This is a genomic window from Synechococcus sp. OH30 (assembly GCF_047462175.1).
Taxonomy (GTDB): domain Bacteria; phylum Cyanobacteriota; class Cyanobacteriia; order Thermostichales; family Thermostichaceae; genus Thermostichus.
Genome location: NZ_JANSIP010000012.1, coordinates 30,007 through 45,294 on the forward strand (window position 1 = coordinate 30,007; position 15,288 = coordinate 45,294).

13 protein-coding genes are annotated in these 15,288 nt (G+C 59.8%); 4 read left to right on the forward strand and 9 right to left on the reverse strand.

Features of this window, described 5'->3' with window-relative positions:
* The first annotated feature begins 81 nt into the window (after window positions 1–81).
* Complete coding sequence (locus NW830_RS10945) at window positions 82–1,689, forward strand: glycoside hydrolase family 57 protein (protein WP_414362742.1); 1,608 nt, start codon at window positions 82–84, stop codon at window positions 1,687–1,689.
* Window positions 1,690–2,088: 399 nt separating this feature from the next.
* Here the strand turns inward: NW830_RS10945 and ilvB are convergent, their stop codons facing one another.
* Window positions 2,089–3,885: a biosynthetic-type acetolactate synthase large subunit gene (gene ilvB, locus NW830_RS10950; RefSeq protein ID WP_414362743.1), complete on the reverse strand. Its 1,797-nt coding sequence runs from the start codon at window positions 3,883–3,885 to the stop codon at window positions 2,089–2,091.
* A gap of 276 nt (window positions 3,886–4,161) precedes the next feature.
* Window positions 4,162–4,626, reverse strand: a complete 465-nt coding sequence (locus NW830_RS10955; protein WP_414362744.1) for a thioesterase family protein — start codon at window positions 4,624–4,626, stop codon at window positions 4,162–4,164.
* A gap of 282 nt (window positions 4,627–4,908) precedes the next feature.
* On the opposite strand from NW830_RS10955, the gene NW830_RS10960 reads away from it, so the two are divergent.
* Complete coding sequence (locus NW830_RS10960) at window positions 4,909–7,080, forward strand: tetratricopeptide repeat protein (protein ID WP_414362745.1); 2,172 nt, start codon at window positions 4,909–4,911, stop codon at window positions 7,078–7,080.
* Here NW830_RS10960 and NW830_RS10965 read toward each other — a convergent pair.
* From NW830_RS10965 to NW830_RS10990, 6 genes are all read right to left on the reverse strand, one after another.
* Window positions 7,061–7,933 carry a M56 family metallopeptidase gene (locus tag NW830_RS10965; protein ID WP_414362746.1) on the reverse strand — a complete coding sequence of 291 codons (873 nt, stop codon included), beginning with the start codon at window positions 7,931–7,933 and terminating at the stop codon, window positions 7,061–7,063. The two genes, NW830_RS10960 and NW830_RS10965, sit on opposite strands and share 20 nt — an antisense overlap.
* Window positions 7,930–8,364 carry a BlaI/MecI/CopY family transcriptional regulator gene (locus tag NW830_RS10970; protein ID WP_414362747.1) on the reverse strand — a complete coding sequence of 145 codons (435 nt, stop codon included), beginning with the start codon at window positions 8,362–8,364 and terminating at the stop codon, window positions 7,930–7,932. The genes NW830_RS10965 and NW830_RS10970 overlap by 4 nt, the downstream gene beginning before the upstream one ends.
* A gap of 80 nt (window positions 8,365–8,444) precedes the next feature.
* On the reverse strand, window positions 8,445–9,746 hold the full coding sequence (serS, locus tag NW830_RS10975; RefSeq protein ID WP_414362748.1) for a serine--tRNA ligase: 1,302 nt from the start codon (window positions 9,744–9,746) through the stop codon (window positions 8,445–8,447).
* A 25-nt stretch (window positions 9,747–9,771) separates the two neighbouring features.
* A complete protein-coding gene (gene ilvC, locus NW830_RS10980; protein WP_414362749.1) occupies window positions 9,772–10,764 on the reverse strand; it encodes a ketol-acid reductoisomerase in 993 nt (330 codons plus the stop codon).
* A 64-nt stretch (window positions 10,765–10,828) separates the two neighbouring features.
* Complete coding sequence (locus NW830_RS10985) at window positions 10,829–12,250, reverse strand: glycosyltransferase (RefSeq protein ID WP_414404694.1); 1,422 nt, start codon at window positions 12,248–12,250, stop codon at window positions 10,829–10,831.
* Window positions 12,251–12,416: 166 nt separating this feature from the next.
* The gene (locus tag NW830_RS10990; protein ID WP_414362750.1) at window positions 12,417–12,878 is read right to left on the reverse strand and encodes a YlqD family protein; all 462 of its coding nucleotides are present in this window, start codon (window positions 12,876–12,878) and stop codon (window positions 12,417–12,419) included.
* A 262-nt stretch (window positions 12,879–13,140) separates the two neighbouring features.
* On the opposite strand from NW830_RS10990, the gene hemC reads away from it, so the two are divergent.
* Entirely contained in the window at window positions 13,141–14,106 is a 966-nt protein-coding gene (hemC, locus tag NW830_RS10995; RefSeq protein WP_414362755.1) for a hydroxymethylbilane synthase, read from the forward strand.
* Between the two features lie 67 nt (window positions 14,107–14,173).
* Here the strand turns inward: hemC and tnpA are convergent, their stop codons facing one another.
* Complete coding sequence (tnpA, locus tag NW830_RS11000; RefSeq protein ID WP_414362751.1) at window positions 14,174–14,533, reverse strand: IS200/IS605 family transposase; 360 nt, start codon at window positions 14,531–14,533, stop codon at window positions 14,174–14,176.
* A gap of 150 nt (window positions 14,534–14,683) precedes the next feature.
* Between tnpA and NW830_RS11005 the strand changes: the two genes are divergently transcribed.
* On the forward strand, window positions 14,684–15,288 hold a 605-nt coding region (locus tag NW830_RS11005; protein ID WP_414404695.1), incomplete at its 3' end, for an RNA-guided endonuclease InsQ/TnpB family protein.

Below are 15,288 nucleotides of genomic sequence, written 5' to 3' on the forward strand. Positions count from 1 at the left end.
CCTGCTCTTAACTTCCCCACAGATTTATTGCTGAGGAAGCTGAGCTGACTCCGTTATCTTCCCTGAGGATCCCTGGCTGCTATGGGTTATCTTGCCTTGGTACTCCACGCGCACCTGCCCTTTGTGCGCCACCCTGAGCAGGACTTTGTGCTGGAAGAAGAATGGCTCTACGAAGCCATCACCGAGACCTATGTCCCGCTGCTGCACATGTTCGAGGGGCTGCAGCGAGATGGCATTGACTTTCGCCTCACCATGTCCCTGACGCCGCCTCTGGTGTCGATGCTGCGGGATCCCTTGCTGCAGGAGCGCTACGACCACTACCTAACCAAGTTGGAGGAGCTGGCCCAGCTGGAGTACGACAAGAATGCCCACAACGGCCATATTCGCTACCTAGCGGAACACTACATCAAGCAATTTGCCATGGTGCGGGATCTCTGGGAGCGCTACGACCGGGATCTGGTGCGGGCCTTCAAGCAGTTTCAAGACAGCGGCAACCTGGAGATCATCACCTGCGCCGCTACCCATGCTTACCTGCCCCTGCTGCAGATGTACCCCCAGGCGGTTTGGGCGCAGCTGATTGTGGCCTGCGAGCACTACAAGGAGCACTTTGGCCAATGGCCGCGGGGGATCTGGCTGCCGGAATGTGCCTACTACCAAGGGTTGGAGCGGCTGGTTGCCGATGCTGGCCTGCGCTACATGATCACCGACGCCCACGGCCTGCTCTATGCCAAGCCGCGGCCGCGCTACGGCATGTACGCTCCCATTTTTACCGAGACCGGCGTTGCCGTCTTTGGGCGGGATCACGAGTCCTCGCAGCAAGTGTGGTCGGCAGAGGTGGGCTATCCCGGGGATCCCGTCTATCGCGAGTTCTACAAAGACCTGGGGTATGAGGCCGACTACGAGTACATCAAGCCTTACATCATGCCCAATGGCCAGCGGAAAAACACCGGCATCAAGTACCACCGCATCACGGGGCGGAACCTAGATCTAGGGCAGAAGGAACTCTACGATCCCTACTGGGCGCGAGAAAAAGCGGCCGAACATGCGGGCAACTTTATGTTCAACCGCCAGCGGCAAATCGAGTACTTGTACAGCGTCATGGGGCGCCCGCCGCTGGTGGTGGCTCCCTACGATGCCGAGCTCTTTGGCCACTGGTGGTACGAGGGACCCTGGTTTTTGGATTTCCTCATCCGCAAGAGCTACTTTGACCAAAACACCTATCGCATGACTCACTTGGCGGAGTACCTGCGGGAGAACCCCACCCACCAGGTGTGCAAACCTGCTCAGTCCAGCTGGGGGGCGCGCGGCTTCCACGAGTACTGGCTCAACCCCACCAATGCCTGGATCTATCCCCACCTGCACAAGGCTACCGAGCGCATGATTGAGCTGAGCCGCCGTGAGCCTGCTGATGACCTGGAGTGGCGGGCCCTAAACCAGGCGGCACGGGAGCTGATGCTGGCTCAATCTTCTGACTGGGCCTTTATCATGCGCACGGGGACGATGGTTCCCTATGCGGTACGCCGCACCAAGTCTCACCTGCTGCGCTTCAACCACCTCTACGAGAAGATTCAAGCGGGTCAGTTTCGGCGGGAAACAGCCACCCCCGAAGACGAGCAGTGGCTGGCCAAGGTGGAATACATGGACAACATCTTCCCCAACCTCAACTACCGGGTTTACCGGCCCCTCTGAAACCTGGGGGCAGTCTCCAGCCGCACCGTGTGGAAAAAGATCCGACTACTTGGGCCTCACTCGCCTCTCTGGCAGTCGCGGCAGCGGTGCCCTCGGGAAAGTTGGGGGATTCTTACGCAGTCCACGTTGACTTACAGCACTGTCCGGCTTCTTCACCGGGGTGGGTGATAGCATTGGCGAGCGACTCAAGTCGCTCAAGGACTACGTCCCGCTAACGCGAGCTGGACGGAGGGTTACCAAGCTGCCCCGCTGTGTTTTCTTCAATTTTGAAACGAGTGCAGTTTGAAATAAATCGACCTCCCTGCGGACTTTCCACTGCCGAGCTCGGGCCTTGTTGCAAACCTTCTCAGAGAACTTGGGATCCCCGCTTCCTTGCCTTGATGGCCAGCCCTGCCGCTTCTAGAGCTTGGTGCCGCACTCGGCACAAAACTTGTGCAGGCTGGGGTTTTTGGTGCCGCAGTTGGGGCAGTAGATGAGCTCGGCAGCTTGCTCCAGTTGCCGCTTTTCTGGCAGCCCAATCATCTGGTAATTGGCTTTGCCAGCGGGCACCATTGGGTAGCAGTTCTCGTCCCGCTTGACCACAAAGTCAACCACTACTGGGCCTTCGTGGCGCAGCATCTCCTGGATGGCATCGTCTACTTGATCGGGGTGATCGACGCGCATGCCCTTGACACCAAAGGCTTCGGCCAGCTTGACAAAATCTGGCATGCCCGCAGCCATGTCGGAGTGGGAATAGCGCTCGCCGTGAAAGGCCTGTTGCCACTGCCGCACCATGCCTTGCCAGCCGTTGTTGATAATGGCCACTTTGGTGGCAATGCCGTACTGGGCCACCGTGCCCAATTCTTGCATATTCATCTGGAAGCTGGCATCGCCACTGATGCAGATGACTTCCTCATGGGGCAGGGCCACCTTGACCCCCATAGCCGCTGGGAAGCCGTAGCCCATGGTCCCCAGGCCAGAGCTAGAGATCCAACGGCGTGGTCCGGTGCGCAGAAACTGCGCCGCCCACATTTGGTGCTGACCTACATCGGTGGTGTAGTAGGCGTGGGGAGCATGGCGTCGAAAGGCGTCAATAACCTGTTGCGGGGCAATCACACCCTCATAGGAGGGCACCTGCAAGGGGTAGTCCCGTTTCCAGCGCTCGATGCGTGCAAGCCAAGCTTGCGTCTGGCCAGGAGTGTAGGGCATTTTGCTTAGCTGCGCCAACAGCTCCACCAAAACGGTGCGTACATCCCCCACAATTGGCACGTCAGGGATCCGGTTTTTGCCCACCTCTGCCGGATCGATGTCGACGTGGATAACTTTGGCATGCTTGGCAAATTCATCCAGCTTGCCGGTTACGCGGTCGTCGAAGCGGGCTCCGAGGGCAATGAGCAGGTCGCACTCGGTAACAGCAAAGTTGGCGTAGGCCGTGCCGTGCATGCCCAGCATCCCCACCGAGAGGGGATCATTCTCATCAAAGGCCCCTTTGCCCATGAGAGTGGTGGTTACCGGGATCTGGTAGGTGTGGGCTAGCTCGGCAATCTCGGCGTGGGCCCCGGAGATGATGGCCCCGCCGCCCACGTAGAGCAAGGGCCGCTTGGCCTGCAGAATCAGCTTGGCTGCCGCGTGGATCTGGCGAGGGTTGCCCCGCACCGTGGGTCGGTAGCCAGGAATATTGACCTCAGTGACGGGCTGGTAGTCGAACTCTTCCAAGCCCACATCTTTAGGGATGTCAATCAGCACTGGACCTGGTCGCCCGGTGCTGGCAATGTGGAAGGCCTCGGCCACAATCCGGGCCATCTGCCGCGGATCGCGCACCACGTAGGAGTGCTTGACAATGGGCAGGGTGATGCCAAAAATGTCAGTCTCCTGAAAGCCGTCGGTACCGATTAGATGACGGGGCACCTGGCCGGTAATCGCTACCAGAGGCACAGAGTCCATCATGGCGTTGGCAATGCCTGTCACCAGGTTGGTTGCCCCTGGCCCCGAGGTGGCAAAGCACACCCCCACCTTGCCCGTAGCGCGGGCGTAACCATCAGCAGCGTGGGCAGCAGCCTGTTCGTGGCGGACTAGGAAATGTTTAAGTAGCCCTTGCGATTCGGCCTTGTACAGCTCATCGTAGATGGGCAGGATGGCTCCTCCTGGATAGCCAAAAATGTGCCGCACCCCATGGCGATGCAGGCTATCCACCAATGCATAGGCACCCGTTGCCACGATGTCTTCCCCTCGCTAAGACGACTGAGCACTCGATCTGGAGCGGCTATTTAACTCAGCAGTTTAGCAAGGGTTTGCTCTGCCAGGTTGAAATTGCCAAAAGCTCCTGCACCCCCTGGGTAAAAGTCACACCTAGGCAGGCACCTGGCCCAGTTAGGGCGGCGAGGCGGTCAAGCCACCCCAGGGTTAAGGCCAGCCCCTAGGGGAGACTGGCGGCAGAGCCACCACCCCCTAGAGATAGCCAGCAGCAGTCCCCCAAGGAGCGCAAGCCCGGCTTTAATCCCCTGCCTTCAATCCATAGCGGGCCAGGAAACGGGGCAAATCAACTACCTGACAGGTGTAGGAGCCGTGCATCACGAGCCGTCCCTGCTGCAGGATCTCCACCTTAAACTGAACGCGCCTTCCCGTTACCTCCACCACCTTAACCTGAACCTGTAAAGGCTCCCCCACCACTGCTGCTGAGCAGTGGTCCAAAGCAAAGCGGATCCCAACGGCTGCTTCCTCCGCCTCGTAAAAAGGCTGCAGAGTGGTGTTGCTGCACCCCTCAATCAGGGCTAGCAGCGCCGGGGATCCAATGACCTTCACCCCAGGGTTGCCCAGCGCCTCAGCTGTCTGTTGGGGGCCAGGGATCCCTTGCCAAGTGCCGTAGGTACCGAGGGGAACGGGTTTCACTGAAAGACGCGGCGCAAAAGCCTTCCCGACGAAGCGCTGCCCGCAAGCCAAGAACGACCCTACTACCACTATGCAACAACCCCTGACCTAGTCTGCAACTGCTACCCTAGTCTGCAACTGCTACGGGTGCTAGCAGCAGCCGCCTGCTTCAGCTGCAGGAGGAAGCCCTTAAAGCCCCTGGCTACCGCTTTGCGGAAGCAAGCTAAAGACGTTGCCTCATGAGAGGACGATTGACAAGAGGAGGGTGCCATCCTGGCCCTGTCCAAGAAGAGCCGCTGCCCTCCTCGATGGCCCCCCAGCCGCCCAGGCGGTGGCAAGGATAAGCTGGAAGAAATCAGCAAGTGGGCGTTCATGTCTTCAGAACACTACAAATTTGATCTCTTTCTGCGCTACCACCGCGCCCAGGCCCGCTGGGTACAGCAACTGGCCGAGCGGCTGGACCGAGAAGGGTTCAAGGTCTGGTTTGACCGCTGGAGGCTGCAACCGGGGGATGACCGTAAGCTGGAACAGCAACTGGCCATCGAACAGTGCCGCTGGATTGGGGTGGTGGCCTCGCCGGAATTCGTTGCCAATCCCTGGCCCCGAGATGAACTCTACAGCGGTTTCTCCCACGCCCCACCCCGACAAAACCAGCGTTTGCTGACGCTGCTCCACACGCCCACCGAGCTGCCTCAGCCCCTAGCAGAAGCGCCCCTGCTGGATTTTAGTGGCTCTGAGGAGGATCCGGTGCTGTTTGAGTACCGGGCCCGCGAGCTGATGCACTTCTTGGATCCCAGCTTTCCCGCCCCTGGTGATCTGCAGCGATTTCGGCTGCAATACCGCCGCCGCGAGGAACTTCCTGAAGATGAGGAGGTGCGGGGGTTCCAAGCTTTTCTGCGAGCCATTCAGCTAGCTATCCTGCGCATTGCTACCGGCGAAATCCCCTCCGCCACCCCGGAGGAAGGGGCGCGCAAGATTGCCATTTTGCAATTTCTTCAGCGCCTATTTCAGTGGAACAGCGCCGATATCCAGTTTGAGCGCGCAGAAGAATGGCGCAAGCGAGGCAACCTAACTGAAGCCCTGGCTGCCTACGACCGCGCCTTGAACATGGATCCCAACTTTGCCCTGGCCTGGAGTCGCCGCGGCGATGTGCTGGTGCAGTTAGGCCGCTACCGTGAGGCAATAGACAGCTACCACGGATCCCTGAGCATTAACCCCTACGATGAGGAGACGCGGCTGCGCTTGGCGCTAATTCTGGGGCGCCTGGGCCAGTACAAAGCGGCGGTGGTTAACTACGACAAGGTGCTGGAGAGCAACCCCGAAGATGCCTTAGCCTGGCACAATCGCGGCATTCGTCTGCTGCAACTCAAGCGGCCAAAGCTGGCCCTCAACAGCTTGAACAAGGCGTTGCGGTATAACCCTAAGCAAGCCCGCAGCTGGTTGGGGCGGGGGATTGCCCTGCGACGGCTGCGGCGGCCTAGTGCAGCGGCGGCCAGTTTTGCCCGGGTCTTAAAGCTCAACCCCAGAAGCGCACGGGTCTGGCGCTACCAAGGCAATGCCCTGTTCCACTGCCAGCGGCTGCGCTCCGCTATCGAGTGTTACAAGCGCTCGCTGCGGCTGCGCCGCCGGGATCCCGTTACGCTCTACAACTTGGGTGTGGCCCTGTTGTGCCTTGGGCAGTACCGGTTAGCCAGCAAGGCCTTGGAGCGCGCCCTGCGCTATGACGCTGACAACCCCAAAGGCTGGTATGCCCGCGGCGTGGCTTTCCAGAAACTGGGCTATCTCAAAGAGGCCTGCATCCACTTCGAGGAGGCCCTGAAGATCCGGCCAGAGGACTTTCCGGCTCGCTATGCCTTGGCGGCAGCTCTACAGGAGTTGGGGCAATACGAGGCCAGCTTGGAGGAGTTCCAACGCCTTGTGCAGCAGCGCCCTGGCAGCGTAGCCTGCTGGTTTGGCCAGATCACCAGCCTGCGGCGCTTGGGCCGGCTGGAGGAGGCCCTTGCTGCCAGTCAGCGGCTGATTAGCCTCAATGAGCAAGATCCCTGGGGCTGGTTTGCCCTAGGGCTGGTCTATGGCGACCTTGGGGAGGCAGAGAAAGCGGCGCAAGCCTACTCGCGCGTCCTAGAGCTCACCCCAGAAGACGCGGTGGCCCTCAACAACCGCGCTTGGGAAGTCCTGAAGCTGGGGAAGCTGGAGCTGGCCTTAGCCGACGCCCAACGGGCCACAGAGTTGCAGCCGCAGCGGCCTGCCTTTTGGCATACCTTGGGGCTAATCCAACTGCGGGCTGGTCAGCGGGAGGCCGCCCAAGCTAGTTTGCAGCGCTGCCTAGAGCTGGATCCCCAGTTCCAGCCAGCCCAAGCGGCCCTGCAGGAGTTGGCTCTTGCCAGTTCCCATTTGCCCCTTGGTCTTGCCCCGAGCCCTGCCCCTGCGGCAATGCCAGCTACAGCCTTGCCAGCGCTAGAAACCCTCAACCCTCAAGAAGAGCTGTCTACCCCTACGCAGCAGCCAATCGGCAAGCCTGGCCTTAGGTGTGAAAGGGAATAGTAAGCAAAGGCAACAGCGCCAACCCCAGCCAAGCCCAACTCCCCGGGAATGGCGAGGGCCCAGAGACTTCAGACCCCTCTGCCTGCAGCAGAGCCTCAATGCGTTCCTGCAGGCGTCCTCCAAGAGTGGAGCCCATTTCCAGGGCAAAGCCGACCCAAGCGTTGGACGGCTGCCCTCTTACCCCATAGCCCACTACCTGGAGCAACGCCTCTCCCAGCACCAAGGGATCCACCCGCTGGGCCGCCCAGCGATCTGCCCGCAGCTCCCGCAGCGTCAGCAGTTCTTGCCAGAGAACCTCCGTATTCGGCAGCCAGCTGCTGAGGCGCCGCAGCCAACCAGCTGCAAACATCCACAAGGTATCGCGGTAGTGGCGATGGGCCTCTTCGTGGGCCAGCACTGCCTGCAGGTGCTCTTCATCCAACTGCTCCAGCAAGCCGCGGCTAACCACCAATTGCGGCTTCCACACCCCCACCTGGGCGGCAAAAGGGATCTCCAAATCCAGGACGTAGGCCGGAGAGCCGTACAGATCAACTTGGGCCAGAGCCTGGAGGTGAGCACGTCGGCAGGAGCGCCAGAACTCCCAAGCCCAGTGCAAGGCTACGCCCCCAGCCACGGCCAGCACCAGCAGCGCACAGCCATAGCAGAACCAGCCTCCTGACCCGGCCATTTGTCCCCATGGCCCCATCCAAGCTAGAGCAAAAGCAGTGGTCAGCAAAAACAGCGGCGGCAGCAAGAAGTGGATCCAGGCCCACTGCCAGCGCTGGGCCCAGGAACCCCCTCTATCCAGCCGCACCTGGGCTCGCCACAGCCAACTTAAGCCCAAACCCAACAGCAACATGCCCAAGTGGCTCATTGGGGATCCCTCCTGGCTTCCCGCGCCGCCCGCAGCCGCTCGGCAATCGCCTGCAACTGGGACACGCTGGCCTGATCCAGACTGTCGGCAAAGGCTGCCACTGTGTCGGGATCCCCGACGGCCAAAAACTGCTGCAAGTGGTCAAAGGCCCTCAGGCTGGCAGCTTCCTGGCGAGAGAGACAGGGCCGCCACAGCATTGGCAGAGGCCGCCCCTCGGCATCTGTGCGCCGTTCACAGCTTACCCAGCCTTTTTGGCTCAAGCGCTGCAAGACGGTGGTTACTGAGGCATAGGCCAACTCGCGGTTGGGATCGGCCAGAATGCGCTCGTGGATTTGGCGAGTGCTAGCGCTGCCCAGATCCCAGAGGATCTCAAGGATCTCTGCTTCCAGAGGGCCCAGCGACAGTTTTTTGGGACGATGCCTAGGCAACATGACCCCTTGCCAAAGTAGGAATACCTCTCCAGGCTAGCTTAAGCGCCTCCAGGGCCTTCCCTTCCTGAGTTGGGGCTTAATCAGGGTCGAAGAGTGCCGTCTTCAGCCAGAAAGCGGGAGCTCAGAAAAGGACGCAGCGCCTGGGGAATGCGGATCGAGCCGTCTGGCTGCTGGTGATTTTCCAACAGAGCAGCCAGAGTACGTCCCACCGCCAAGCCAGAGCCATTGAGGGTGTGGACGAAGTGGGTACCCTTTTGCCCCGCTTCTTTGTAGCGCAGGTTGGCGCGGCGGGCCTGGAAATCCCAGCAGTTGGAGCAACTGGAGATCTCCCGGTAGCGGTTTTGGGAGGGAAACCACACCTCCAGATCAAAGCAGCGGGCCGCCGCAAAGCCCAGATCGCCGGTGCACAGCTCCACCACCCGGTAGGGCAGCTCCAGCATCTGTAAAATGGCCTCCGCATCCTGCACGAGTTTTTCGTGCTCGGCCTCCGATTGCTGGGGAAGGGTAATCTTGACCAGCTCCACCTTTTGAAACTGGTGCAGCCGGATTAGGCCCTTGGTGTCGCGGCCATAGCTGCCGGCTTCGCGGCGAAAGCAGGGCGTATAGGCACAGAAATTTAGGGGGAGGCGCTCGGCTGGGATCACCTCATCCCGGTACAGGTTGGTGAGGGGCACTTCTGCCGTCGGGATTAGCCAGAGGTCGTCCTCCGCACAGCGAAAGCTCTCTGAGGCAAACTTGGGCAACTGCCCTGTCCCTTCTAGAGCGGCGCTGTTAACCAAAAAAGGAGGGATGACCTCGGTGTAGCCAGCGGCAAGATGGCGCTCCAGCATCATGGCAATCAAGGCCCGCTCCAGAGCTGCCCCTGCCCCTACCATAGCCACAAAGCGGCTCTGGGCCACCTTGACGGCGCGGCCAACCTCCAAGAGGCCCAGCTTCTCCGCAATCTCGTCGTGGGGAAGGACGGGATGGGCAGGCTTGAGGTCGTCGCCCCAGCGGCGCACCTCCACGTTGTCGGTCTCATCTCGGCCAACTGGTACGCTGGGCAGCGGCAGGTTGGGCAGGGTAAGCAGCCGGGCGCGCATCTCCTCCTCCAGCTCCCGTTCTTGCTGCTCCAGTTGGGCAATTTCTGCTTTGAGCTCTGCCCCCCGCTGCCGCAGAGCCGCCACTTCCGCTCCGTGGGGATCCGCTCCCCGCTGGAGAAGCTCGCCAACTTTTTTGCCAAGGCTGTTGCTTTCCGCCTGCAGAGATCCGCGCCGGGTCTCCAACTGGCGCCGCTCTCGATCCAACTGCAGGATCCTGTCCAAGTCAGCACTGGCCCCGCGCTTGTTCAGGGCTTGGCGTACCTCTTCCGGGCGATCCCGTAGCAGCTTTAGATCCAGCACAAGACCTGCCTCTGGTAAGGACTTCTTACTTTTTCAGCCAGCTAAACATGGCCCGCAGCTCCTTACCCACTTTTTCGATGGGATGCTCAGCCTCGCAGCGACGCATGGCAGTGAGCACTGGCCTACCCGCCTGGTTTTCTAGGACAAACTCGCGGGCAAACTGGCCACTTTGGATCTCAGCAAGGATGCGCTTCATCTCGGCACGAACTTGCTCTGTGATGATGCGGGGGCCGCGGGTATAGTCGCCGTATTCTGCTGTGTTGGAGATGCTATGGCGCATCTTTTCCAGCCCCCCCTCAACGATAAGATCGACAATGAGCTTGACTTCGTGCAGGCACTCGAAGTAAGCCAGCTCCGGCTGGTAGCCCGCTTCCACGAGCGTCTCAAACCCAGCCTTGATCAGGGCCGTTAGGCCACCGCAGAGCACCACCTGCTCGCCAAAGAGGTCGGTCTCGGTCTCCTCCCGAAAGGTGGTCTCCAGGATGCCAGCTCGCGTGCCGCCAATCCCCTTGGCATAAGCCATGGCCCGCTCCCGCGCCATCCCCGAGGCATCCTGGTAGACAGCAAACAGACAAGGCACCCCTTGGCCCTCCTGGTAAGTGCGCCGCACCAGGTGACCAGGGCCTTTGGGGGCTACCATGACGACATCGATGTCTGCCGGGGGCTGGATCTGGCCAAAGTGGATGTTGAAGCCGTGGGCAAATAGGAGCACCTTCCCCGGCTTAAGGTGGGGCCGGATCTCGCTTTGGAAGACGGCCTTCTGCACTTCGTCGGGCAGCAGGATCATCACCCAGTCAGCGGTGGCAGCGGCCTCGGCTACTGTCTTGACGACCAACCCGTCCTGCTCGGCCTTGGGCCAGGAGGGGCTGCCGGGGTAGAGGCCGACAAGAACGTTGACACCGCTGTCCCGCAGGTTGAGAGCGTGAGCGTGGCCCTGGCTGCCGTAGCCGATGATGGCCACCGTCTGGCCGTTCAGGAGATCGAGGTTAGCGTCGCTATCGTAGTAGAGGCGAGCCATAGTCAGGCTGGGTAGGTGGTGAGCGGCGTTTGAATTAGGATAGCAGGGAAAAACAGGGTTGGGATCAGTTGCCGTAGTGCACGGTCTTCACCCACCTCAGCCGTTTGGGCTGCACACACATGCGGGCCGTGGTAACAATCATAACCGGCAGCCAGTGGAGCATGTACACCAGACCCAGGGCAGTGCGCCACCAGAGCTTCCCTCCGCGCAGCCCCTCCACTTGACGCAAGCTGCGGTAGAAGGCCAGCGTTAGGGATCCCATGACTAGAGCGTTCAGGGGGAGCAGCACCGAGGAATGCCCTGTCAACAGTACCCAGAGGGTATCGGGAACCAAAGCCATGGGCAGCAGATACTGGCAGATAAAGAAAGCCCAGAGATCCACGGTCTTGGCCATGCCCAGGCGGCCACTGAGGATCCCTGGCCAGTAGTCAAGGTAACGCTGGTAACCGCCTTCTGCCCAACGACAGCGCTGGTGCCAAAGGCTTTTCCAGGAGGTAACCCCTTCTTCGACAATAGCCGGCTCGATGAGGAAGGCAATGTCTACCCCCGCCAGGTGGAGCTTCAAGGTGAGATCCAGGTCGTCGGTAAGGGTGCTTTCGTTCCAGCCGCCGCACTTTTCCAGAACATCCCGCCGTACTAGTTGGCCGTTGCCCCGCAGCTCGCCAATACCACCGATGAGTACCCGCTGCTGCTGCAAGTAGGCATCAGAGGCCATCTCCGCCACCTGGCCCAGGGTCCAGAAATTGACGTTGGGGTTGCTTAGGGCTTTGCGCACCTGGACAGCACCCACTGCCCGCCGACCGGGAGAGGAAGGCTGACTAAACAGGGGCAGAGTGCGAGCCAGGAGATCCGGGGGCACAATGGCATCGGCATCGCAGACAAGGATGATCTCTCCCTGGGTTAGGGGGAGAACCTCGTTGAGGGCGCCAGACTTACCGCCCCCTCGCCCCGGCGGCCGTCGGTAAACGCGTAGGTGCGGCAGCCACCTTTGGGCCTCTTGCAGGATCTCTGGGGTGGCATCGCTGCTGGCGTCATCGATGGCCCACAGCTCCAGATGGCTGCGGGGGTAGTCCAACTGACTAAGGCTCTGCAGTAGCCGCGGCAGCACAGCACTTTCGTTTTTGGCCGGGATCAGCACCGCTACCCGTGGCAAAGGGGGCTTTGGCAAGGCCGCTGACGGGAGCTGGAGAGATCCCTGGTCAACCTCATCGCCAACTGTTGTCTCTAGAGGGTAAAGCCGCAAGGGAGGTGGCGGGTCTGCCGGCTGTAGACGAAACAGGCGGTTGACGTGGATAACCATGAAGGTAGCTAGGCCAACTGTAAGCCAGCGAGCCACTGCTACCTGGTGCATCAGGCTAACTAGCCCCCAAACCATCGCCAAAACCAGCAGAGCCTTAAGCCGGCGACGCTGGGCTGAGGTAAGCAGCCAATCGGGAAGGTGAAGATCCTCCAGGGGAACCGCCTCTGACCAGACAAACTCAGACATGGGAAGCATCTCGTCGGTAACAGCTTTGCCCAAATCAACCGACCCGCCCACGCTTGAAGCTGGCGGCTGTTCAGAGGTCGTTCATCATTGCCACCACTGTGTTGTCACCGACTTGGGCTAAAGACCTAGGCTTTTGGGCTGCCACCCCTACCGCAGGGGATCCCTCTTACGGGTTGCCGCGAATTTCCTTGATCACCCCATCTTCAAGCAGGATCTCCACCTGCATTTTCTGAATTAGGTTGTCTCCCTTCTGCACGCGGAAGAAGCTCTCTATGCTGCCTTGCAGCACCTCTTGGTTCAGTTCCAAGTTGCTCAGTTGGTTAATCTGCTGGAGCAACTGGTTTTTTTGATCCAAGAGCCTAATCTTCTGCTCGTTCACGCGGCTTTTCACCGCTTCCACCTGCTGGAGCACCTGGGGGCTATTGGGGTTAGGGCTTTGTTTTTCAATTTCGGCAATGGCCCGCTTACCCTGAAACTCCAGTTGCTGGATCTGAGCATCAGTAGCTTCAATCTGCCGCTCCAGTTGCTCCCGCATTTCTTTCTTCCAAAGGGGGGTGACCACCACCTTGACAGGGATGGTGCGCTTGAGCAGTAACTGAGTGCCGTTGCCAACGTTGTTTTCTTCCATAAGACCTATACCAGGCAGACGACCAAGCAAAGCAGGGTTTCAGAACTCTCGCCTCAAAAGCTCTGGGTTTAAGGAAAATTCTTCCCCGCCGAGCCGGAGACCCACCTACTTATCCTACCGGCTCGGATCCCGGTAGTAAAGTCTGAGCTGGGGGGCAAGGGCGGCTCTGGTTAAGGATCTTGAAGGTCGCTGCCCTGCGGCGGCGCAGATTCAGCTAGCGTGAAAAACGGTGTTCTCGGATTTTGCAGCAGCCATGAGCGAACTGGCCTCAACTCCCTGGCAAGCTGTCCAGCCGGTGCGGATCGCCTCCCGCAAAAGCGAGCTGGCTCTGGCCCAGACCCGCTGGGTGATGGGGCAGTTGCAGGCCCACCATCCGGGGTTGCCCCTAGAGCTGCACACCCTTTCCACCCAGGGAGACATCATCCTGGATGTGGCGCTGGCCAAAATCGGGGATAAGGGCCTGTTTACCAAGGAGCTGGAGGTCAGCCTGCTCAACGGCACTAGCGATCTGGCGGTACACAGCCTCAAGGACTTGCCCACCCGTTTGCCGGAAGGCTTGGTCTTGGGGGCGATTACGCAGAGGGAGGATCCTCTGGACGCGCTGGTGCTACGGCAGGAGCTGCGCGGCTACCACCTGGCCACCCTCCCAGCAGGGACGGTGATTGGCACTTCCTCTCTGCGGCGGCTGGCTCAACTGCGCCACGCCTTTCCCCACCTGCAGTTTAAGGACGTGCGGGGCAACCTCAACACCCGCCTGGCCAAGCTGGATCGGGGGGAGTACGACGGCCTGATCTTGGCAGTCGCCGGCCTGAAGCGCCTGGGCCAAGCACAGCGGATCCACGAGGTGCTAGATCCCAGTGTGTTCTTGTACGCCGTTGGCCAGGGATCCCTCGGCATCGAGTGCCGGCAGGGGGACGAGCGGATTTTGGAGCTCATTCGACCCTTGGCCGATGGGGAGGCCACAGCCCGCTGTTTGGCCGAGCGAGCTTTCTTGCGGGCTTTGGAGGGGGGCTGTCAGGTGCCCATCGGGGTCCACAGCCAAGTGCAGGGGGAAGAGCTGCACCTAACCGGCATGGTGGCCGACCTAGAGGGGCGACGGCTGATCCGCGATACCCAAACGGGATCCACTGCCGACCCGGAAGCGGTGGGAATCTCCCTGGCGGAAAAGCTGAAGCAACAGGGGGCCGACGAAATCCTGCAGGCCATTTTTGCCCAGGCTCGCCGCTAAATCCTTTGAGCTAGCTCTGAAAAGCCGACAGGGAGAGTTTTAACTCCTCTCCCCTGCCGTTCCTGCTTCAACGTAAGGCGCGGGATTCCCCACCGTCTATACGGTGGGGAGGGATAGCGCCTCCTGACTGATTCTGGATATATCGCTTCACAATTTCTAGAGGTGCACCGCCGCATGAGACAATGCACTTAGAATCATGCCAAAGCCTAGCCTTTCCCCAGTACACTTTATTGAGCTGTTCCGCAAACTGTTGCCTTAGTATGCGACTTGATGCTGACTTGAGAGAAGAAACGAGGTTAGATATGTTGTTATCAGGGTGCAGGTCGATGAGAAGGTGAACATGGTCTGGCTCACCATCAAACGCAATTAGCACACTCCGGTTAGCGGCCAAAACTCTTTCTAAAACAGACCTCATTACTTCCAGCATTGCTTAGGTTGAGACTTTGCGTCGGTATTTTGTTACAAACACTACGTGCAGGTGAACCCTAAAGACTGCGTGAGCACTGCTTCGTAGTTCGACCATAAAACTTGCCAATTTCTATGCTATAGTTATTGTAGCTTCGACTGAGCTATAAAGGTGACAGAAACTGCACTGGTAGTTAGGCGGCAGACCTTTCGGCTGTACCCCAACAAAACCCAAGAGCGGGCTTTGTTGTCTGCCCGCCGTTTGCACTGCTACCTCTACAACGCTTGCGTTGCTCACCGACGCTATGAGTACCGACGCAACCGCCGGACGGTTACTTACCTCGAGCAGCAGAATCTTCTGCCAGAGTTCAAGAAAGCATGGCCGGAGTTTGCTCAGCTCCACTCCATGACTTTGCAAGCTACGGTCAAGCGGGTAGATTACGCCTATCAGCGTTTCTTCCAGGGGCTAAGCAAAAAGCCCAAGTTTAAGCCGATCAAGCGGTACTCTGGCTGGACATATCCTAGCGCTACGGGGTGGAAGGTCAATACTAACGGTAAGCACGGCACCGTTACTCTCAGGGACTTGGGCATTACCCTGAGGATGCGCGGTAAAGCCAAGGACTGGGGGAGGCCTACCACGCTAACTATTGTCTACAAGCCACCTTTGCGGCAGTGGTATGCTTCTTTCACTGTAGAGGTGGAAGTACCTCGGCCTAAGTTTGGTTCCCAGTCAGACTTGAAGTATGAGTCCATCGTTGCCTACGATTTGGGCACCGA